The organism is Hyphomonas sp. TMED31 (genome assembly GCF_002172815.1).
GTDB classification, from domain to species: Bacteria; Pseudomonadota; Alphaproteobacteria; order Caulobacterales; family Hyphomonadaceae; genus Hyphomonas; species Hyphomonas atlantica.
In genome coordinates this window covers 18,291-40,218 of the sequence record NZ_NHCK01000062.1, presented here as the reverse complement: position 1 = coordinate 40,218, position 21,928 = coordinate 18,291, and the positions used below count along the sequence as shown (strand labels likewise).

Annotated in this window: 19 protein-coding genes; 9 read left to right on the top strand and 10 right to left on the bottom strand. The window is 54.9% G+C overall.

All coding sequences use genetic code 11. The features are described from left to right. Window positions 1-23: 23 nt before the first annotated feature. From CBB91_RS09615 to CBB91_RS09605, 3 genes are all read right to left on the bottom strand, one after another. Complete coding sequence (locus CBB91_RS09615) at window positions 24-995, bottom strand: glycosyltransferase (protein ID WP_273013793.1); 972 nt, start codon at window positions 993-995, stop codon at window positions 24-26. 62 nt (window positions 996-1,057) lie between these two features. Next, window positions 1,058-2,164: an acyltransferase gene (locus CBB91_RS09610; protein WP_273013791.1), complete on the bottom strand. Its 1,107-nt coding sequence runs from the start codon at window positions 2,162-2,164 to the stop codon at window positions 1,058-1,060. Between the two features lie 161 nt (window positions 2,165-2,325). Next, on the bottom strand, window positions 2,326-3,363 hold the full coding sequence (locus tag CBB91_RS09605; protein ID WP_035553785.1) for an SDR family oxidoreductase: 1,038 nt from the start codon (window positions 3,361-3,363) through the stop codon (window positions 2,326-2,328). 178 nt (window positions 3,364-3,541) lie between these two features. Here CBB91_RS09605 and CBB91_RS09600 point away from each other — a divergent pair, with 178 nt between their 5' ends. Then, complete coding sequence (locus CBB91_RS09600) at window positions 3,542-4,654, top strand: NAD(P)/FAD-dependent oxidoreductase (protein WP_273013790.1); 1,113 nt, start codon at window positions 3,542-3,544, stop codon at window positions 4,652-4,654. Here CBB91_RS09600 and CBB91_RS09595 read toward each other — a convergent pair. Continuing rightward, entirely contained in the window at window positions 4,651-5,985 is a 1,335-nt protein-coding gene (locus CBB91_RS09595; RefSeq protein WP_051602798.1) for an FAD-dependent oxidoreductase, read from the bottom strand. The genes CBB91_RS09600 and CBB91_RS09595 overlap by 4 nt on opposite strands. 179 nt (window positions 5,986-6,164) lie before the next feature. Between CBB91_RS09595 and rfbC the strand changes: the two genes are divergently transcribed. Together rfbC and CBB91_RS09585 are read left to right on the top strand one after the other, a co-directional pair. Next, window positions 6,165-6,695, top strand: a complete 531-nt coding sequence (gene rfbC, locus CBB91_RS09590; protein ID WP_273013787.1) for a dTDP-4-dehydrorhamnose 3,5-epimerase — start codon at window positions 6,165-6,167, stop codon at window positions 6,693-6,695. 30 nt (window positions 6,696-6,725) lie between these two features. Beyond that, a complete protein-coding gene (locus CBB91_RS09585; RefSeq protein WP_273013785.1) occupies window positions 6,726-7,634 on the top strand; it encodes an NAD(P)-dependent oxidoreductase in 909 nt (302 codons plus the stop codon). 111 nt (window positions 7,635-7,745) lie between these two features. On the opposite strand, the gene CBB91_RS09580 is transcribed toward CBB91_RS09585, so the two are convergent. From CBB91_RS09580 to CBB91_RS09565, 4 genes are all read right to left on the bottom strand, one after another. Next, window positions 7,746-8,441: a sugar transferase gene (locus tag CBB91_RS09580; protein WP_273013783.1), complete on the bottom strand. Its 696-nt coding sequence runs from the start codon at window positions 8,439-8,441 to the stop codon at window positions 7,746-7,748. 364 nt (window positions 8,442-8,805) lie between these two features. Then, complete coding sequence (locus CBB91_RS09575) at window positions 8,806-9,393, bottom strand: polysaccharide biosynthesis/export family protein (RefSeq protein ID WP_035553775.1); 588 nt, start codon at window positions 9,391-9,393, stop codon at window positions 8,806-8,808. 54 nt (window positions 9,394-9,447) lie between these two features. Continuing rightward, window positions 9,448-10,371, bottom strand: a complete 924-nt coding sequence (locus CBB91_RS09570) for a metallophosphoesterase family protein (RefSeq protein ID WP_273013781.1) — start codon at window positions 10,369-10,371, stop codon at window positions 9,448-9,450. Window positions 10,372-10,396: 25 nt separating this feature from the next. Beyond that, window positions 10,397-11,434: a glycosyltransferase family 2 protein gene (locus CBB91_RS09565; RefSeq protein ID WP_273013780.1), complete on the bottom strand. Its 1,038-nt coding sequence runs from the start codon at window positions 11,432-11,434 to the stop codon at window positions 10,397-10,399. 218 nt (window positions 11,435-11,652) lie between these two features. Between CBB91_RS09565 and CBB91_RS09560 the strand changes: the two genes are divergently transcribed. The 4 genes from CBB91_RS09560 (at window position 11,653) to CBB91_RS09545 (ending at window position 16,120) form a co-directional block, all read left to right on the top strand. After that, window positions 11,653-11,937 (top strand): putative quinol monooxygenase, encoded by a 285-nt coding sequence (locus CBB91_RS09560; RefSeq protein ID WP_035553773.1) that lies wholly within the window; start codon window positions 11,653-11,655, stop codon window positions 11,935-11,937. Between the two features lie 12 nt (window positions 11,938-11,949). Then, window positions 11,950-13,173 (top strand): acyl-CoA dehydrogenase family protein, encoded by a 1,224-nt coding sequence (locus CBB91_RS09555; RefSeq protein WP_035553771.1) that lies wholly within the window; start codon window positions 11,950-11,952, stop codon window positions 13,171-13,173. Beyond that, a complete protein-coding gene (locus CBB91_RS09550) occupies window positions 13,170-14,630 on the top strand; it encodes an MFS transporter (protein WP_273013778.1) in 1,461 nt (486 codons plus the stop codon). The genes CBB91_RS09555 and CBB91_RS09550 overlap by 4 nt, the downstream gene beginning before the upstream one ends. Window positions 14,631-14,698: 68 nt before the next feature. After that, window positions 14,699-16,120 (top strand): Do family serine endopeptidase, encoded by a 1,422-nt coding sequence (locus CBB91_RS09545; RefSeq protein ID WP_273013777.1) that lies wholly within the window; start codon window positions 14,699-14,701, stop codon window positions 16,118-16,120. Window positions 16,121-17,627: 1,507 nt separating this feature from the next. Here the strand turns inward: CBB91_RS09545 and CBB91_RS09540 are convergent. Further along, complete coding sequence (locus CBB91_RS09540) at window positions 17,628-18,893, bottom strand: cytochrome P450 (RefSeq protein ID WP_273013773.1); 1,266 nt, start codon at window positions 18,891-18,893, stop codon at window positions 17,628-17,630. Between the two features lie 58 nt (window positions 18,894-18,951). Then, the gene (locus tag CBB91_RS09535; protein WP_273013771.1) at window positions 18,952-19,794 is read right to left on the bottom strand and encodes a TauD/TfdA family dioxygenase; all 843 of its coding nucleotides are present in this window, start codon (window positions 19,792-19,794) and stop codon (window positions 18,952-18,954) included. A 59-nt stretch (window positions 19,795-19,853) separates the two neighbouring features. On the opposite strand from CBB91_RS09535, the gene CBB91_RS09530 reads away from it, so the two are divergent. Further along, a complete protein-coding gene (locus CBB91_RS09530) occupies window positions 19,854-21,167 on the top strand; it encodes a replication-associated recombination protein A (protein WP_273013769.1) in 1,314 nt (437 codons plus the stop codon). Further along, on the top strand, window positions 21,164-21,886 hold the full coding sequence (locus CBB91_RS09525) for an RluA family pseudouridine synthase (RefSeq protein ID WP_273013768.1): 723 nt from the start codon (window positions 21,164-21,166) through the stop codon (window positions 21,884-21,886). Before CBB91_RS09530 ends, CBB91_RS09525 begins: the two co-directional genes overlap by 4 nt. Window positions 21,887-21,928: the final 42 nt, after the last annotated feature.

Sequence of the window (21,928 nt, the reverse complement as noted above, 5' to 3'; positions counted from 1 at the left end):
ATTCATCGTCCGTTCTCTAGCGCTCAGGATGGCCAGCCGGACCAGTATTTCCGGACACCAACCTTGATCATCAGCCAATCAAACCACGCGTCGGCATAGGTGGCAAAAGTTGTTGGGCCGCGCTGCTTCTCCAGCGCGGCGAAATGACGTTCGGTTGCCTCGGCGCCGTACTCTTTCTTCCAACGCAGGGCACGCCGGAAATAGTGTCTGCAATACCGACGTGTGACGCGTTTGAACTCCCGTTCCGTAAGAACATCCGGTCCGTGTTCATACAAAGAGTTTAGCCAGTCTACAAAATGCGTATTCTTTTTGACAATCGTCGCGGCGGTTTGTGAGCCATCATGAATGCGGACCCATCCGAGGCGTTCGTGCACCATGCCAAATTTTCCGCGTTTCAGGATAGCCAGCACGGATTCGAAGTCAGCACCCGTAAAGCGATCATCATAAATCGGATCGCGCCAGTCCATGACATCCCGGCGCATCAACATATGAACAGCGAAAAAGCCGATCTGATTCAAGAAGAAGCGTCGCACGACTTCCTTGCCGTCCATAACAGTCTGGTCTTCCGGCCAGACAAATGGGACCGGGTCATCATTCTTGGATACGTTCGTTCCGACCAGCAGGATATCATCATCAGTCTCGGCGACTTCCACCATTTTTCGCGTGCAGTTCGAAGACATTGTGTCATCCGCACAAAGAAGCCTTACATATTTTGCGTCTGCTGGAGCATGGCTCATCGCCGTATTCCAGTTGGAGTACAGTGGGAGCAATTGCGTGTTCTTGTGAACAATCACAGGAAAATTTTTAGGCTCAAAGGCTTCCAAAATGTCAGCTGTGCCATCGGTGCTACAATTGTCCAGCACGATATGGACCAGGTTTGGATAGTCCTGGGCCTGCACATTTTCGAGTGTTTCCAAAAGGAAATCCGCACCGTTGTAGACTGGGGTGATGATAGCAACTTTTGGAAGTGTCGTGTCGGGTTTGAGAGTGGTCATTCGTCGGAAACCGGATGTTAGAAATTATCTTTGGAAAGGACTTTGAAGAAGAGTGAAGGCGATCAATCCCGAGCGCTGCGTGTACTTAATTTTGATGCGAACAGAGGCGCGTCCCGAAGTAATTTTTTGAGACGCCGATAAATGGGCATTTCAAAGTATTTTTGGGTGAGGTGGGCCAGAACCAGTACGACCGGTACAATCAGAAGAATTTTTACGGCCAATGGCGTGTCTTCCGGTAGGATCAGGTAGGCGATCTTCTGTATTGGACGGTGTATGAGATACAGGGAAAATGAAATGGTGCCCAGATGATGGATCTTCATCGCGAGCTTTGCGCTTGATCCGACCTCGAACGCGCCGATCAGCACGACTGCGAGGAATAGCGGCAGCATGATAAAATCTATCCACAGATGGATGTATGGCAGCCAAAGACAGATCGCGAACAGTACAAGCAGTATTGGCGTTGCCATCCCAAATGCACGCTGAAGCGCCGGGTTGGGGGCCGCGTCCAGATGCGTGTACAGCTTGTAGATCAGGATGCCCGCCAGGAATGAGGCCATCCCACGGACCATTCCTGCGCTGACGGCCGGCGCCAATGTCTGAATGTGTCCGTCCAGATGCCCGAGCGTTATGAACAGCGTCACATAACACGCGATTGAAACTACGATCATCAGGCCGTTGACGATTGATGATTTGATCGAGCCCAGGATTCTGGTCCCGAATGCCAAGGCGAGTGCGACCAGAATATTTACCCAGAATTCGACAGAGATCGACCAGGATGGAGAATTGAACCAGAATTTGTCAGGTCCCAACCCAACATGATGGATCATCAATCCGTGTAGCGCCAATGTGGATTTGTCGATGTATTCGTTCGTTGCGATATATATCAGAACAGAGACGATCAGAGTGACCAGGTGCAATGGGTACAGACGCGCAAATCTGGCTTGTGCAAATGAAACGAGCGAGAATTCTGGGTTGCGAAAGTATGCGTGCATCAACACAAAGCCAGACAAAATGAGAAAGAAGTCTACAGCCAGATAGGTGTTGAGAGATCCATTTATCTCAGGAAAATGCAGGATCATGATCGCGAAGGCGGCATAGCCGCGCAAGCTGTCGAGCAGAACGAACCGCTTGGACGCTACTTTGCTTTGAGTAGGTGTTTCTATTGACACGAGACGTCCCCATCCAGTCTCGGAATACCGCTTCTGTCACATGACAGTGAGCTACATACAACGATTATTCCAAGTGATTCAGCATACGATTTCTGTTCTACCTCGCCCACCTCATGGGCGACTGGCGCCGATTTTTCCGCCAGCCCGCCCTGAGGCGTTCGCTAAAGATCGGACGATGACCAGTACAAGTCGTCTGTCAGCAGTCCATCGGCCTTGTACTTCATCAACATTTTCAGGCGCGTATACGGATTTGCCTGGAAGATTTCTGGTGTCATATTGATGGCTTTGAACACCTTGTGAAGCTGCGCGGCGCCTTTTTCTGCGGTCCATTCACATTTGAAGTCCGGCATCAATTTCTGGATCTTGTCGAAATTCACCCGGTAGGAGCGATTGTCGGCAGATGGCTCTCCGACCGACAGTGTGCAATCCGGGAATTCGTCAGCAACGATTTTGGCGATGTCGATGACCCGATAGTTCTGATCGGTGGAACCTACATTCATACGCTGTCCGGCGATCTTGTCCTGATCCGCATTCAGTGCGCAGTAAATCGCCTGACACATGTCCAGAGCGTGGACGAGAGGCCGCCACGGTTTGCCGTCTGACAACAGCTTGATTTCTTTCGTGGTCCAGGCAAGGCCACACAGATCGTTGAGCACGATATCGAAGCGCTGGCGCGGGCTGGCACCATAGGCGGTTGCGTTGCGCATGAAGCAGGTCGTGAAGTTTGCATCGTTCATTGGCGTGAGGTCGTTCTCAACGCGAACCTTGCATTCGGCATAGGCCGTTTGCGGATTGACTTCGCTCGTCTCGTCCAGAACGCCGTCATCCTTGCCGACGCCATAAACGGAGCAGGAGGACATATATACGAAGCGCTTCACTCCAGCCTTGCGGGCTTCATTCGCCAAACGAACCGAGCCTTGGTGGTTGATCTGGAAGGTCAGTTCCGGATTTTGCTGGCCAAGCGGATCGTTCGAAAGTTCTGCAAGGTGTGCGACGGCATCGAAGCCTTGCAGATCCTCAGCCGTAATGTCGCGAATGTCTTTGGTGACAATCTGTGGGCGCGGCCCGCTCATGGGGTAGAGCCAGCCTTCGCGATAGTATCCGGTATCAAGACCGACGGCATCAATACCGCGCTCAAGCAGATAAGGCCCCAACAGAGCCCCGATATATCCATCAGCCCCAGTGAAAAGTACGCGCATGAGAGTGTCCCCTTGGATTGCATGGTGTCTCAAAGTGACGGCGACTGTGCTGTTTTAGTTCAATGCGCAGATCATGCCGATTTCGAGACAGGATTGTCTGCCAAGTAGCAAGAACCGGGCCGTGACAGAACCAAAATTCGAATTAGCGTGTCCGATATTTTTGTTCTAATTACCGCTCATGGATACAGGGTACGAAATAGAGTGCGTCGTCATTGGTGCAGGCGTTGTCGGGCTGGCGTGTGCCAGGGCGCTGGCTAAAGGTGGGCGTGATGTCTTGGTCATCGAGCGCGGTGCCGATATCGGCATGGAAACCAGTTCGCGGAACTCTGAAGTCATCCATGCGGGCATTTACTATCCGAAAGGTTCACTGAAAGCTGAATGCTGTGTGTCCGGTCGTGAAAAACTCTATGAATATCTGCAGTCGCGGTCACTCCCGTATCGCCAATGCGGGAAACTGATCGTTGCGACAAACGACATTCAGGCTGAGGAATTAGAGCGCATTGCATCGCACGCTTGGGACAACGGCGTGGATGATTTGACGATCATCGATGCTGCAGAGGCCCAGCTATTGGAGCCAGCGCTTCATGCTACCCGCGCTTTGCTGTCGCCCTCCACCGGAATACTGGACAGTCATTCCTACATGGTCAGTCTCCAGGGAGAAGCTGAAGATCATGGAGGTGTGATCGCATTCAAGACGGAAGTTGTTTCGGGCGAAGTCTTGCCAGATGGAAGGACCCGATTGGTCTGTTCAGGCGATGAAGCTGCGACGATTACGGCCAACATGGTTGTGAACGCTGCAGGTCTGACTGCTCCAGCTTTGGCTGGACGTATTGAGGGTGTGCCATCTGAGCACGTGCCCGAATTCTACTACGCCAAGGGCAATTATTTCTCACTGAGTGGCTCTACACCGTTCAGCAAATTGATTTATCCGGTGCCGGAGCCAGGCGGGTTGGGTGTGCATCTGACGCTCGATATGGGCGGGCAGGCGCGTTTTGGCCCGGATGTCCAATGGGTTGAAACACTCGACTATGAAGTTGATCCCGCACGCGGCAACTCATTCTACGAGGCGATCCGGCGCTATTGGCCGGGGCTGCCGGATAACTCGCTTGTTGCCGGATACTCCGGCATTCGCCCGAAAATATCCGGACCGGGTCAGCCGAATGCAGATTTCCGGATTGCCGGTCCTGAGGATCATGGGGTGCCCGGTCAGGTCCATCTGTTTGGCATAGAAAGCCCTGGACTCACGTCCAGCCTGGCGATTGCTGACCGGGTTGCGTCACTTCTGAACTAGGCTTCAGCGCCGTAATTCATGACCATGTTTGCGGCGCGTTCACCTGAGATGAAGCTTTCATCTGTCCAGATATACGCCCAATCGCCATACCGGCCGCAATAGGCGACACCAACTTCCTTCAGATAGTCATGTACCAGTTTGAGGCATTTGGGGCGGTCGTGGTCGAAGATGACATTGCCCCACGGGGCGTAGAGGGTCGAAGTGTGGATGATTTCTTCCCGGTCCTGAATGTAGCCGATCTTCATCAGGCTCTGGATGGTCGGTTCGATCCAGTCTTCCAGCGTACCGGTCATCGGCTTCCATTTATCTGAAAAATAGATCTCTGCCTGAATTGCGCCGCAGCCTTCCGGGGCGACGTGCGGGGAAAACATGTGAGGGAAGGACAAGCGCGAGAACGGAATGTCTGCGTCGTAGAAATAGGTCCAGTGACAATCCGAAACGTTCGCCCGATTTACCCCGATATTGATTAGTACGACCTGACTGCATGACAGGAGCGCAGCGGCCTCCTGAACATCCTTGGGGGCATCCTTGATGAGTGGGATCAGCGCCGGCAGCGGGATCGAGGAGATCAGTTTCTCATAGGATGCTTGTCCCCCATGAGAGAAGGTAAGCATCTTTTCCCTTGTGTCGATTTCGGTCACGCGATGATCGAGGTGAACCTCAGACTTCTTCGCGAACATGTCGAGGTAGGAGACGAAGCCGCCATTTGTCGGATAGCGGAAGTCCGGAATGTAGTGGACGTCCTGAGTATCCTTGTCGAGCGCGCCGTGGAGGACCTCTTCGAGATCCGGTTGGTACAGGCGCGGTCCAAGCCAATCCGTGGTCAGGTTCTTGGCTTCTGTCGTGTGGTACTTCTTGGTGTACTCGCCCGGGAACGTGTCGCCGAAGGTTGGGCCGAAGGCCGCGTGAAGCCAATCCTGATAATTGCGGATTTCGCCATACTCATTGTTTTGCGCGTGGACAAAATCCTTGATGCAATCAACGATCAATTGTCTCGGAAGACCCGCCAAATTCACCTGAGCCGGATGCTTGATCCAATGGCCTTGCCAGTAATTGTTTACGCGGGACGGGAAGGCTTGGAAGTCCTGCTCCACGCTTTCAGCAAAGAGTGTCTTGATCCGCTCATTCTTTGTAAAAGAGATATGCGGCCCTTCGTCGAAAATGAAGCCGTCCTTATAGTCGAAGCTGGCGGTATGCCCGCCAATGTGATCTCGCGCTTCGTAGATGACAGGCTTGACCCCTTGTGAGTGCAGTTGATGAGCTGCACCGAAGCCTGCGCACCCCGCGCCGAGAATGCGCACACCGCTTTCGGTCAGATTGCCGTCATTCATAGAAGTCTCCGTAAGTTCGCCATGTCCCACGCTTGCACGGCTTGTTTGGTCACGATCGCCCGTAAACCATAGAAGTTTCGATACGATGAAATGACAGCGAAAAGATTGTTAATCTCGGAATGTGATTTGCAACTTCTATAGGCTAATCCAATTTCCGGACATCAATTCAGGGGACTGACATGAAATTTGTCGAAACGCCGCTCAGCGGTGCGTTCATCGTTGAGCAGGAGCCATTCTCGGATGCGCGCGGCTATTTTGCGCGAGCTTACTGCAAGGACGAACTTGCCACGGTTGGTGCGAACTATGAATTCGTCCAAGCGAATATGTCCGGCAACGTTTCGGCCGGGACGTTGCGCGGATTGCATTATCAGGACGAAACAGCGCCGGAGGCAAAATTCTTTCGCTGTATCAATGGCGCCGTTTTCGACGTCATCGTCGATATGCGGCCAGATTCGCCGACGCGATACCAATGGTTCGGCGTCGAACTGACAGCTGAAAACCGGAAGGCGCTGATTGTTCCGCCTCTATTCGCGCACGCATACCTGTCACTGACGGACGGTGCTGAAGTGTTTTACCAGACCTCGCATGCCTATGCGCCGGGAACGGAGCGCGGTGTTCGCTGGGACGATCCGGGTGTTGGAATCAAATGGCCTGCCCCGGTTACCGATATCTCCGATAAGGACCGCAACTGGCCCGACCTCGACATCTGACAAGAAGCTGCACACGCGGAAAATCAATCAATGACACAGACCATTATTGTTACAGGCGGTACCGGCTTCATCGGGTTCCATGCCGTCACAGACCTGGTTACCCGCGGGCACAAGGTTATCGTTCCAACAAGCCGCCCGATTTCCGAAAGCGTCCCGGGAGCGCATTACGTCGGCTGCGATCTGACTGATCCGGAAGCCCGGCAAAAACTGATCTCCGAGGCTGGGGCCGATACGCTGCTCCATATCGCATGGCGTGCTGCGGTCAGCGGGCTTTGGGGAGCGCCAGAAAATATTGACTGGCTTCAGGCAAGCCTCGCCTTGGGACGGGACTTTCTTGATGCTGGTGGCAAACGCATCGCTTTGTGTGGGTCCTGTGGCGAATATGACTGGACGTCCGGAATTTGCATCGAAGATGTCACGCCATTGCGCCCGAACACGATTTACGGAACCGCGAAAGTGTCAGTTCTGCACGGCCTCTCAGCCATGTGTCAGGTGGCCGGGGCCTCATTCGTGGCAGGTCGCCCATTCTTCATTTATGGTCCTCGTGAGCACGAAAGCCGCCTGACGGCTTATGTGATTAACTCATTGCTGGCGGGAGACGAAGCGGCGTGTTCTCACGGCATGCAGCTGCGCGACTACAGTCATGTGGCGGACGTCGGCCGCGGCATGGCAGCGCTTGCCGCCAGTGATCTGACCGGCGAGTACAATATCGGAACTGGCCAGGCGGTCCGCGTCAAAGACGTCATTCTTGAAATCGCCAGCGCTGTTGGCCGGAATGATCTGGTCAAGCTTGGAGCGAGGGAAGCGCCTGCGTTCGAGCCACCTCTTATTGTCGCTGATATGTCAAAGACACGCGCATCTGGTCTCGATTGGGCGCCGCGCTTTTCGCTTGAGACCGGGGTAGCGGATACGATCGACTGGTTTCGGGCACAACTTTAACGTCAACTGACACCTGAACATTGGGCAAGGAAAAGCCGGACGAGATCGTTCATCTCGTCCGGCTTTTTAATGCGCCTTGGAATGCCGAGCTTTCATTCTCGACCTTTGGAATCAGCGTGCGCCGCGGGAGTTGAAGACCGCTGGAACCGTCAGGAAAAGGATCTTGAGATCAGACAGGAAGGAATGCTCACGAACATATTCGACATCCATCTCTACGCGGGACTCATACGTCGTATCGCTGCGACCGCGAACCTGCCAAAGACCTGTCAGACCAGGACGGACGGCGCAATAGTCTTTGAAGTTGTCGCCATACTTCGAAACTTCGCTTTCAACGATTGGGCGTGGACCTACGAGGGACATGTCCCCACGAATGACATTGATAAGCTGGGGCAGTTCATCGATTGAGCTTTTCCGAAGGAAGTGGCCAAAAGGTGTGATGCGGGGATCGTGTGTGAGTTTCTGTGTGTCTGCCCATTCGCGGCGAGCTTCCGGGTCGGCGGCGAGTAATTCCTGCAGGCGGATATCCGCGTCAGCGACCATGGAGCGTAGCTTGTAGCATTTGAATGGCACACCGTCTTTTCCGAGACGGGACTGGCGGAACAGGGCCGGTGCGCCATCCTGCAGGCGCACGATAATCGCGACTGCAAGAATAAGTGGAGCGGTGAACAACAGGATGGCGGAAGCGACGACGACATCAAATGTGCGTTTCGCCGATAGCTCAGTTCCCGGACGAACGGGCCGGCTCCTGAGGGTCGTATATGTCGAAATCTCCACTTCGCGCGACTCTTTCGAAAGTCTCAATCCCATTTTCGTCCCCTACAATCTACACACAATGTGCCGGGTTACCTGCCACACCCAACGCATTTGCTAACGAGTAGTTAACTCGGAAGATTGATTGGATGTTTATTTCTTTCAGGGAGGTTTGCAATGTTTGTACCGCCAATTTTGAAAATAATTAGCGGATGGACGCAAATTTCGCGTGTCAGGGGAAAGTAAAGGGTAAGTATTCGGCAAAACACTACGAAATTTGGGCGTTCTGGGGGTATTTCTTGCTCGTTTGAAAATGAGTGACCGATTCTAGGACAGTCGCGTGCCAAGCTGGGAATCGGGAAACAAAAAAGGCGACGCCCAGAAAGCGCCGCCTTTGCAATTTTTGAATGGTTAAGTCGCGCTAGAAAATGCGCTCACCGATCCGGATCGTGTCGCCGGGTTTAACCGCTGTATTGGTGTCGAGCGTGTAGCTTTGTTCTTCTGCGCCATCTACGCTTTTGATGAACACAACCTTCTTGTTGGCCCGATAGGTAAATCCACCCGCAGCCGCCACGGCATTCAGAACGGTCAGGCCGGACGTGTAGGGATATTCGCCTGGTGATCCAACTTCGCCGAGAATGTAGAAGGGACGATAGTTGATCACTTCCGCACTTACGCGTGGGTTCAGGATGTAATCACCATCAAGCGTTTCGACGATACGAGCTTCGAGTTCTGGTGTGGTGAGGCCGAGCGCGTCGAGCTGGCCGATCAGTGGCAATGAAATTGCGCCGGAGCCGTCAACATCGAACTCGCCGGACAGGTCCGGGTGGCCGAACACAGTTACACGAAGGCGGTCGCCATTACCCAGGACGTACGCCGGAGCAGTGCGCTGGTCGGTCGCAACATCGGTCGCGTCTGAGCGCTGTGTGACGGTGCCGGACTGGCAGGCAGAAACGAGCAGGAATGTACCTGCCGCAAGCGCCAACAAAATAGCACGAAATATGGTCATGTCCCCAAATTCTCCCTGATTGGACGGCACCCGCCGCCAAGCTATGATTAGTCTTTAACTCGGACTTGTTTCCAGAAAGCTGACATCAGTGCCAAAAAGTCTGGCAGCCGATAAGCGTCCACTAATGAAGGCCCCGGTATCGAGGCCGATTCTACGATTATCGCGGAAGACGTCATCTGCTGGCGTGTGGCCGTGCACGATTACGTGCTCGAATTCTGCCGCATCATCCAGGAATTCATCTCTGATCCACAGCATGTCCCGGTCAGATTGCTGATCCAGAGGAACATCAGGACGCACACCTGCATGTACGAAGAGATAGTCGCCCGCGATGTGATGGGTCTTGAGGGATGCGTAGAATTCAAGGTGCTCTTTCGGCAGCCGATCGCGAAATCCGGTCCAGACCTGGTCCCAGGCTTTCTTCGCCGCTTGCATGGCTTCGTGTGACGTCAGGCTGGAGCGCGTGTTCGGTGGTTGAAAGCCATAAGAGTAAAGTGTTTCCCCGCCGCCATATCGGACCCATTGTTTTCCGAAACTGGCATCATGGTAGAAACGCAGAAGCGCCTCCTCATGGTTTCCCATCAGGAAGACTGTTTCAAAACCATCAAGGCGGTCGCTGATCAGGAAATCGATGACACTGCGGGACTGCAGCCCCCGATCAATGTAGTCCCCGAGAAAGACGATCGTGCACTTGGTGCCTTCAGGCAGCGTTTGCCGATCTTGCTTGATTTGATCGATGAGGCGTTCCAACAGATCGTGCCGACCGTGAATGTCGCCAATAGCATACAGGCATTCGCCGTCCGGCGCTGCAGATACGCGAGTCAGCGCCTGAGCAGGAGCTGGTTCGGCCTCTGCCTCCGATGGCGTCGAGAACGCTTCGAACCGTTGCCGCATCCGCGCGCGCAAAGACGTGGTCGAGCGGGTCAGTTGCCCGAGGCGCTCGATAAACGACTTCTGAATTTGCTGCGTCAGCTTTGCCATGGATGCTCAATGATTAATGAATTGTTTATAGTGGTTTTTGGGTGGAAACCAAAGGCGAGGCGGTGCCGGAACGCTTTGGAAGTATGGTTTCGCGCAAGAAACCGGCGGCCCAACTCATATGAATGGCGAACGACACAACGCCCGCGTAGAGCCCGCAGATTGATCTCTTGCTTATCGCGATGACCAGCGAAGCTGCGCCAAGAACCAAAAGGTACATGATTGGCAGAAGAAGAGTCCACCAAATGAACGGTGCGGCTATCAGGCTCATCAGATTTGCAAGCAACGCCGCAATTGGCAGCGCTTGTCGTAATTTCAGCACTTCCTGGTGTTTGCGAATGGTGCGGGCGCGCCCTTTGCCATAATTGAAGTATTGCCTGGCCAAGGCGGTGGCGCTGCTGCGAGGTACATACTGAATGCGGATGTCTGCATTGAGAAAAATGCGTCCTCCTTGTTGCGCGACGCGCGCATCATATTCGGCATCTTCATTGTGAGAAAACGTATCGTCGTATCCGCCAACTTTCTTGAAGACCCTCAAATCGAAGCCAGCGTGATGACCATGATCGACATAACCGGACTTCCGCCCCGCCTTGTGAGCAGATCCGCCTGATCCAAGTATTGTGTTTGAGACCCATGCATTGGCCTTCTCGAAGCAGGATTGGCCAATGGCGTCCATCGGTACGACGACAGATGCGGCTTGGGTGGACTTCAATGAATCGACGACATCCAGAATGAAATTTGGCGGATAGATCGAATGTGCATCGCAACGCACCATATAATCGGTGTGGTCGGAACCATATGCCTCGACGGCCAGATTGATTGCTGCAGCCTGTAGCCGTTTGGGGTTTTTCAGGACGATCAAATTCGGGAACTCGCCTTTGAGACCCTCGACAATCTCAACAGTACGGTCGTGACTTCCACCGTCCGCGATGACGAGTGGAATTTCCTGTAGCGTTTTGTCGCCCACCATTAGGGAGCGAATGCACGCCTCGATGTGAGCTTCCTCATTCAAGGTCGGAATCACGGCCATTGCGTTCGACTGCGATGCATATGTCGACTTTGGCATAGTGTTTCTTTCCATAACATCGGAAGGCATTGAGGGTCCTGAACGTCTGCTTCTGTTTAGGAACAGCAAAATTCATTCCAAAAGCTAAGGCCCATGTCGAGAGGCTGGCAAAACAACGCTTCAACCGACCAAAACCTGATCGCTCCCTCCCTTACGTTAGCCTTGCCGTCGGCGCCGAACATCCTAAGGATAGACGCATATATCAGGAGGAAATCGACATGATTGGTGTGGTTGTGAACCTGTCCATTCAAGAGGGCAAGGAAGCGGAATTTGAACAGGTCGCAAGGGACCTGATGGCGAAGGTCAAGGCCAGCGAGCCGGGCTGTCTCACATACCAGCTCTATAAATCCAAAGACGGCTCCTACGTTTTCCTCGAAGAGTATGCCAGCCAGGACGATCTGGATGCGCATGGCAAGACCGAGCATTACACCGCAGCTGCGCCAAAGCTGGGCGCGTGCCTCGCTGGCGCGCCACAAATTACCTACCTCACAAGCGTCGATTGATCCGAGACAATTATGGACCTCTCATTTACCAAGGAAGACCTTGAGTTCCAAAAAGAAGTCAGGGATTGGATTGCCGAGGCGTATACGCCTGAGCTGCGTGCGAAAATGGCCATGTCGAAGAACGGGTATCTCGACAAGGACGGCCAGGTGGAGTGGCAGAAGCGCCTTTATGAAAAGGGCTGGGTCGCGCCCAACTGGCCGGAAAAATATGGTGGCCCCGGTCTGTCACCATCCGAGCGCTACATCCTGAACATGGAGCTTTCCGCTGCCGGTACTCCCACGGTCAGTCCGATGGGGATATCGATGGTCGCGCCAGTTCTGATGGAATTCGGTTCAGACGAGCAAAAAGAAAAGTACCTTCCGCCGATCCTCCGGTCTGATGTCTGGTGGTGCCAAGGGTATTCAGAGCCGGGCGCTGGATCTGATCTCGCTTCACTACAGATGAGCGCGGTGCGCGACGGTGACGACTACGTTCTCAACGGTTCGAAGATCTGGACCACGCACGCGCAGTGGGCCGACATGATCTTCTGTCTGGTCAGAACTTCCAAAGAGGGTAAGCCTCAGGAGGGGATCAGCTTTATCGTGTTTCCGATGACTCTGCCGGGTATCACCGTTTCCGCACTTCCTACGCTGGATGGACCACTGGAAGGGCAGCAGGAGATCAACCAGGTCTTCTTCGAGAATGTCCGTGTGCCAGTGGCTGAAGCGCTTGTAGGCGAAGAGAACAAGGGCTGGACCTACGCGAAATACTTGCTCCAGTTCGAGCGTGGCAATGCGTATGCCCCGGGTCTTCGGAACATGCTGAGAAAGGCGCGAAAGATAGCCAGTCTGGAGCAATCTGAAGGTGAGGCGCTTATCCGTGATCGGGATTTCTCTCGCAAGCTGGCGAACATGGAAATCAAGATCGACAGTCTGGATGCAACTGAGCAGAGGATTTTTTCGGCCTTGTCGGCGGGGCAGGCAGTTGGCCCTGAGAGCTCCATGCTCAAATGCGAAGGGTCGGATACCCAGCAGGCGATCACGGAATTGATCCTGGAAGCGACCGGCGCCTATGCTGCACCATTTGTTCAGGACAGTTTCGCTGTCGCGCGGGATGGCGCAAATGCTGACCTGCCAATGCCGCAATATGCCGTGCCTGTTGCGCCGAGTTACTTCAACTATCGCAAGACGTCGATCTACGCTGGTTCAAATGAGATCCAGCGCAACATCATGGCCAAGATGGTGCTCGGCCTTTGACCTTTACGGCAGCGCCCACGCCAGTCGTACGCAAGCCGGGCTTCCTGACCAGGATTGCTTATGGCGTGGGCGGTGCCGCGAGCGGGGTCAAGAATAACGGCTTCGAGTATTTTCTGCTGCTCTACTATAGTCAGGTCCTGGGCATCTCTGCGTCGCTTGTTGCTGGCGCGTTGTTCCTGGCTCTTGTCGTTGACGCTGTGTCGGATCCGATTGTCGGGTATTGGTCGGATAATGTCCGCACACGGTTCGGGCGTCGGCNCCCCTTCATGTANGCAGCCATGTTGCCGCTCGGCGTTGCATATTTCCTGACCTGGAATCCTCCGGAGGGACNGGATAGCCAAGGATTGTTTGTCTGGTTGGTTGCGATCACGATCACCGTACGGCTGTGCTTTACGTTTTACGANGTGCCNAGCCTCGCACTNGCCGCAGAACTCACGCAGGATTACGACGCCCGAACCAGCCTCATGTCATTCAGGTATTTCTTNGCCTGGATCGGCGGCTTGGCCATNCAGGTTGCCTTGCTGACCTTGCTATTGCGGCCAACCGAAACGGTAAAGATGGGCTTCTTCAATCTGGATGGATGGCACACCTATGGGCTCTGGGCAGCGGTCACGATCGTCGGTGCCATTTTTATCTGCAGTGTCGGAACCCATCGTTATATCCCACACCTCAAGGCAGCGCCGCCTGCTCGCAACCTCACCATCGGCAAAGTGTTCAGTGAGATATTCGAGACCGTTTCGAATCCGTCATTCCGGGCGCTATTTCTGGCGACACTTTTCGGTCTGTTCGCGAGTGGAATATCAGCGGCATTGAATCAGTACATCAANGGCTTCTTCTGGGGCTTTGACACCGATCAGATCGCAGGGCTGACCATGGGCGTATTCCTGTCGGCTGGCATGGCGCTGGTGCTGGCACCGCTCATCGGGAAATCGCTGGGCAAGAAGCGCGGGGCGATCATCATCGGCTTGTTCGCCTTTACAATTGCACCAGCCCCCGTTCTGGCGCGGCTGTTCGGGCTCATGCCTGCCAACGGGACTGACGCGCTGTATTACATCGTGCTCGTGATCACTGTGGTCGANGTGGCGTTGATCATTGTGACGCAAATGCTGATGGCGGCGATGGTTGCGGACATTGTTGAAGANAGCGAACTTGCCACAGGGCGCCGTTCCGANGGCATCTTCTTTGCGGGTATCAGNTTCATTCGGAAGCTTTCGCAGGGGGCGGGAATTCTGACGGCCGCCGTCGTATTGTCGGTGGCAGAGCTACGGCCCGGCATGCAGCCGGGTGAGGTGGCGGATGCTTCGCTGGACCGTCTCGGATGGGGGTATGCCGTGTCGCTGCTNGTGATCTGGANGCTCATGATTTTCTGCCTGAGCTTTTATCGTATCAGCAGGGAAAGCCATGCAGCCAATCTGGCTGCGCTCGCAGCCAGGGATGAGCCGGGCACAACTCCCTGAAAAAACTCACNGATTTGTCATGAAGTGAGGAATTGCCACCTGCTTCACGCCGCAATAGAGCCATAGTCATGATGCATACACTCCGCATGACGAAACACGTTTCGAAGTTCCTGGTCGTTGCCGGGCTTTCGGTTCTGGCCCTTCTTGTCCTGGCTTTGTTGCCACTGTTTGCAAGCGCGCAGCGACTGCCGCAGTCACAAACCGAAATTGATCTCAGCTTTGCGCCGCTTGTCAGGGAAGCGTCGCCGGCTGTCGTCAACGTGTTCACCGAACGTATGGTGTCCAATCGCGTATCGCCAATGGAGCAGATGTTCTTTGGCAATGCCATTCCCAAGCAGCGTCGCCAGAATTCGCTTGGGTCCGGTGTGATTGTCGGATCAGACGGTGTGATTGTAACGAACAATCATGTGATCGAAGGCGCGGATACGTATCGTGTCGTGCTGAGTGATCGCAGGGAGTATCCGGCTGAATTGGTGCTCGCGGACGAGCGGACTGACCTTGCTGTGCTGAAGATCGACACTGAGGGCGCGGTGTTGCCGGTATTGCCATATGCAGACACGCGTGCGGCGCAGGTCGGCGATCTTGTGCTGGCCATTGGAAACCCGTTCGGCGTTGGCCAGACTGTCACCAGCGGCATTATCTCTGCGACGGCGCGAACAGATGTCGGAATCTCTGACTATGCCTTTTTCCTGCAGACCGATGCGGCGGTGAATCCAGGGAATTCCGGCGGCGCTCTGGTCAATACCAAGGGCGAACTCGTTGGCGTGAATACGGCGATCTTTTCTCGCTCCGGCGGTTCGAACGGGATCGGGTTTGCCATTCCGGCAGAGATGGTGAAGCGCGTGGTNGACGCGGCCATGAATGAAGGCACGTTTGTACGCCCTTGGCTCGGTCTCGCCGCGCAATCCGTCAGCTATGACATTGCAAAAGCTCAAGGTCTCGATCGGCCGGTCGGCGTGATGGTTACCGAGGTCTATGATGATGGTCCCGCTGATGAAGCCGGACTGCGNCGCGGCGATCTGATCACNGCCATCGATGGACGTGAAGTCTTCGATGAGAAGGGTCTGAAATTCNTGGCGGCCGTGCGGAGCCCCGGTGAGGAAGCGTCGCTGACAGTGCTTCGCGGCGGCAAGACCCAGAACATGGGTGTGACCGTGGCCCCGCCACCCGGTGCCAGCGAGGCTGACGTTGTATTGCTGGAAGGACGGACCGCATTCTCAGGTGCGCGCGTGGTTGAGCTCTCTCCTCGTTTGGCTGAGGAAAACGGGCTGGATCCTTTCCAGAAAGGATCAGGCATCTATGTCTATTCAGTCATGCGCCGCTCTATTGCGCGGAATTTCTTCCGCCCCGGAGACATTGTGCGCTCGGTGAACGGCGTTCAAACGAAGACGGTTGATGAGCTCAAATCGGCGCTCAANGAGGGAGTCAGTAGCTGGGATATTGAGATAGAGCGCAACGGCCGGGTCGTGCGCGGCACAGTCCGGCTTTAGGCGGGATGTCTCANTCGGCCGCGACTTTTGATGCNGTCTGGTCTGAAAACATATCCAGCATCAANCCATAGGCGTGCTCCAGTGGCAGTTTGTCGACATGTCGCTTTGCTGATCCGTCGACGCTTTGCACCCAAAANGCTCCATCGCGGCAATGNTTAGAATTGTTCACTTGGCCTACCAGCATGAACAGCTCCTCAAATGAGGTGCTTTCTCCATTTTTGGCGTTTGTCACTTCAAACCCGGGTTCGGTCTTCGATATCAGACCACACCAGAACATGATCCGATTTGCAGTGCGGCGCCATTCCATGATGGTCTTTCCGTTCGACTGAAGCGCGGCGAGCGTTGCTTCTGCTTCGATGGCGGCTGCTTCAGACTGGAATGTGGCCCAAGCCTGATGTGTCATGACCGGTTCGAAACTAACAGGTTGCGGTCCACCAGCCCATTGAAACAGGTCTTTGAAGCTGTGAGGGCGATACACGAATTTGCCGCCAATATGTTCATATTGGGTATTGGCTTGCTGGCTTAGAGCTGTCGCCAAAACGATCCGACCGGTTGGGCCAACCAGATCAAAGGCCTTGCCAACGATCCGGTCCATGTGACGATACGAATCCTCGATTGCCGAACCGTAGTTCCGCACGTCTTCTTCAGAAGGTTTCACCTGGTAGGAGTCCGGATCCATCTGACGCCAGTATCGGTGCTGAAGAAACGCTGTCGAATTGGCGAAAAACGTCGCGAACTGTGGACGGCGCTTTTTCCACGTCTTTGCGAATACGTCCCACATCATCCAATCGAGGACGAGCGCGCGCCCCCATTTGCGATCGCCAGATGCGGTCTTCTCGCCGGCGATCTGGCTCATGGCCGTTGTAACCGTATTCAATGAAAGCCCATGACCAAGCATGAACTTCATAAAATTCATGGCGTCAGCGGAAGTTGGCTTGGCATTTGGGTTGGTATGCTCGGCAACATGAAAGCTGATGAATTTNTGAAAGGCCTCATAAGAGGCGTCGCTTGGCGTGACATTGGCAGACCATGGGTCCGGCACCAGGAAGACGCGGTCTTTGCGCTTTGCGTCTGCGTTCATTGAACCGAAGACCACGCTCTCCACACCGGATTCCGCCAGAGTGTCCCAGACACGAGCTGGCTTGATGAGATGTCCTTCGTCCAACTCGGCGGCGCCGTGAACGCTCTCGGGCTGNCCAGTGTGAAACGTGGGCCACTGTACCCAAGGTTCCAGCGTTGGGTCATCCGTGNGAGTTACGAAAACTTCTGAACTGTCGCGAAGCTTCTTGAAATTCGGAAGTTGATCCGCGGCGATCATGCGCTCCAGAATTGGTGGGCACAACTCGTTCAATTCAAGAACGAGTACCGGCCCGGTCTTCAAATCAGCCTTCATAACAAACACGGTCCCCTTAAACGCCAACGCTTTCTGCGATCGCATTTTTTATGCATGAATTGGGCCAAGTGTCGATTACATCGCTTCGAAATTCAACCAGACTGGTGGAACGCGTCAGGCAGTCGCCTTTGGATGCAAAATCACAGGCAGTTTTTCGTAACCAAGCACGAAATTGGACAATACCCTTGTCGGTTCTCCCGTGACTTCCACNCGGTCAAAGCGGCGCANGATTTCCTCCCAGAGNATACGCAGTTGCATTTCTGCGACGCGATTTCCCATGCATCGGTGAATCCCGAACCCGAATGAAAGGTGGCGCCGGGCATTTGCGCGATCAATCCGGAATGTATCGGCGTCGTCGATTACCTCTTCGTCCCGGTTGCCGGAAACGTACCACATGACCACTTTGTCGCCTTTGCGGATTTTCTGGCCGCCGAGTTCGGTATCTTCTGTCGCCACGCGTCGCATATGTGCAAGCGGCGTTTGATAGCGAATGATTTCTGAAACCATATTCGGGATCAGCGAGGGATCGGCGCNTAGCTTATCGTATTCTTCGGGAAACTTGTTCAGGAAGTAGACGCCNCCTGAAATCGAGTTTCGCGTCGTGTCGTTCCCACCCACGATCAGCAGCATGAGATTGCCGAGCAGTTCGATTGGATTGTCGACCATGTGCTTGGTGTCGTCGCTGTGAGCGAGCAGGGAGATGAAATCNAACTTTCGGGGCTCTGCCGCCCTTTGGCGCCACAGCTGAGTGAAATAGGCGACGCATTCATTCAGATGCTTCATCCGCCATTCCATATCTGTGCCGACGATGCCAACAGCGTCGCTNGTTGTCGCAACGTCTGACCAGAAGGGCAGCTTGTGACGATCTTCGAACGGAAAGTCGAACAGTGTCGCCAGCATTTGTGTTGTCAGTTCGATGGAAACCTTGTCGACCCAGTTGAATTCTTCACCGACTGGCAGGCTNTCCAGAATTGTGCAGACGCGCTGTCGGATAAGGTCCTCGAGTTCTGACAATTGGGTCGGCGCGACCGCAGGCTGCGCCACCTTCCGCTGAATGTCATGGAGCGGAGGGTCCATGGCGATAAACATCGGTGGCTGGAAATTGTCGCTGGGATCGCCAATCACGATGCTCGGCTCAGACGAGAATGTCTTGTGATTGGAGTCGACGGCGATGATGTCGTGATACTTGGTCACCGACCAATATGCGCCTACGGAGCTTTCCGGGCAGTAGTGTACGGGCGCTTCCTGTCGCAAACGCCGGAAATACTCGCCTTGCATGTCGTTCTGAAATATCTCCGCCTTGGACACGTCAAATGTCTCNAGNGGCAGTGTCCAGGGGTCTGGAATTGCGCTCGCAGCCCCATACTCGGTATCGGCCATGTGTTCCTCCCGTTTTTTTCTTTTCAAAGTACGCCTGAAACGGGCAGGAGGCCAGCGCTCAGGTAGCGCCAATTGTTGTGCGGTGCAGCAGGCGGGCATGACCAGNATAGCCGCCGGTCGCCATGTGGAGCAGGCAGCGATTGTCCCACATGACCAGCATGTTCTCTCGCCATTTGTGTCGATACTGGAACTCCTGCCGGGTTTGCCAGCGGTAGAGCTCTGTCAGGAGAGCCCAGCCTTCNTCGTCCGTCATGTCTTCGAAACCCGTAATGTANCCGGCGGCGCCAAANAGCGTCTCCTGGCCGGTTTCGGNATGTGTGCGAATGACATCATGAGTTTGTGTCGCCTCCGCATCGNAAGAGGCGATTATGGTCATGCTCCTGCCGTTTTCCTTGTCCGCTTCACCATACATNCCGNCNGGCGCGTAGGCATTGCGGGCNGAGTGNACGGCTTTTCGTCCTTCCAGCCGACTGCGTAACTCTGACGGCATGTGTTCCAGNGCCAGATACTGGTTTGAGAACAAGGTGTCGCCACCCGATGGGGGGATGGTGATTCCGAACAGGCACGTTCCGCTTGGGGGTGATTCCTGAAAGCTCCAATCCGTGTGCCAGCTCTCAGCGAAGATCGGAGCTGTCTCGTCCGCGGCGCGCTGAACCGCGATAATGTGTTCGTGTCCGTCGATGGGTGCGATAAACGGGTCNTCTCCGAAGGGGCCAAAATAGAGCGTGAAGCGTTCAAGATCTTCGTCGCTCATTTCCTGGTCCGGGAACACGAGAACCAGGTGGTCCAGCCACGCCGACCGGATTTCATCTACGGTCTCTTTGGCGAGTGGTTGGGTCAGGTCAACGCCGCGAACAACAGCGCCGCACGCTTCCCCCGTTGGTGCAATCTCCAATGTCATTATATGTCTCCTCCACCTTCCACCTTATCACGGCATTCAAACCCGCCTAGAACGAGCTCATGACCGACCTTTTCTCTGCATCCGGCCTCTCGGAAGGCGCGCCGCAACCATTGGCGGACCGCTTGCGCCCAAAGTCTCTTTCGGAGGTCGTTGGACAGGACCATTTGTTGGGGGCGGACGGCCCACTACGGCGTATGCTCGACGCCGGGCGTTTATCCTCCATTGTTTTCTGGGGCCCGCCCGGGGTCGGGAAGACTACCATCGCCCGTCTGTTGGCGAGCGAGACGGATCTCGAATTCGAGGCCATCAGCGCGATTTTTTCCGGCGTGAAGGATTTGCGCGCAGCGTTCGAGCGTGCTGAGGCCCGCCGTTCGACAGGCAAGGGAACCTTGCTGTTCGTTGATGANATCCACCGGTTCAACAAAGCGCAGCAGGATGGGTTCCTGCCCTTTGTCGAAGGGGGGACCGTGACGCTGGTTGGAGCAACAACCGAGAATCCAAGCTTTGAAATCAATGGCGCTTTGCTGTCGCGGTGCCAGGTCATGGTGTTGAAGCGGTTGGACGAGACCGGGCTTGGTCAACTCATTCAGCGTGCTGAAACCCTGGAGGGGNGGGCGCTGCCGGTAGCNCCTGCCGCACGCGCGGTTNTGATGGAAATGGCGGACGGCGACGGGCGCTATCTGCTTAACCTGGTCGAGCAGGTCTATACGTTCGCCGGCAAAGGCGATGTCCTCTCAGTTGAGGCGATGTCTACTGCNCTTCAGAAACGTGCGCCTGCCTACGACAAATCCGGCGACGGGCATTACAATTTGATCTCGGCGCTTCACAAATCCGTTCGCGGATCAGATCCGGATGCGGCGATGTACTGGTTCGCGCGTATGCTGGAAGGCGGAGAAGANCCTCGCTTCATCGCGCGCCGACTTGTCGTNATGGCGAGNGAGGATATTGGTCTCGCGGATCCGACNGCGATGATGGTAGCTGGCGAGGCAGCCAGAGCCTTCGAGCGGTTGGGAGATCCGGAAGGGCTTATTCCGTTGGCGCATTGCGTTGTTCATCTGGCGACTGCCCCGAANTCGAACGCNGCCTATATGTCCCTGCACAAGGCTCGGGCAGCCGCGAGAGAGACTGGCAGCTTGATGCCGCCCAANACCATTCTGAATGCACCAACCAGCATGATGAAAGATCAGGGCTATGGGGACGGGTACATATATGATCATGATACGGAGGAGGGCGTGTCTGGTCAGAACTATTTTCCGGAAGAAATGGGGCGCCCCGTGTTTTATGAACCGACCGGACGTGGGCGAGAACGCGCAGTGCTTGAGCGCATGAACTATGTTGCCGAAATTCGTAAACGCTATCGGGGTGACTCATGAGAAATCGCCCGTTGCCGTCTCTGAGTGAGGCGGATCGTGCTTATGTGAGCAGTATTGTGCTCCATGAAGACAGCCAAGTGATCGTTTTCGACAAGCCGTCGGGATTGGCTGTGCAGGGCGGCGGGGGTGTTGAGCAGTCGCTGGACGACCTGCTCGTGGCTTTTGCCAAGTCAAATGGGAAGAGGCCGCGGCTGGTTCATCGTCTTGATCGGGGGACGTCAGGCGTTATTATTGTCGCACGGACAAAGCCTGCTGCAGCGCTTTTGTCTGAGGAATTCTCTTCACGTCGTGCACGGAAGACTTATGTTGCTGTCGTTGAGGGAAAAATTCCTGATGGCGACGAGGGCGTGTTCGACCAACCGCTTGTGAAAGTCGAAGAGGGTGGTCGCCCGCGCATGTTGATCGCCAAGCCGGACCGCAAGGGAAAACTGTCTGCCGCAACGGCTTGGCGANTTGTGTCTCGCACTGGCAATCACGCCGTGTTGGAGCTCTCACCGGAAACTGGGCGCATGCATCAAATACGGGCTCACCTGATGGGGGCGGGCTGTCCAATTCTCGGAGANCACCTNTACGGCACTGGCCAGCGATCAGCGGATCGACTCATGTTGCACGCGCAGTCACTTGAGATCACGCATCCTGATGGAGAGAGGCGGACATTTAGTGCCCCGGTTCCCAGTGAGTTTGAGCGGGTCGCGACAAGGCTCGGTTTAGCCCTTTAGTACGGCACATAAAAAAAGCCCTCCATTTCGGGAGGGCTTTTG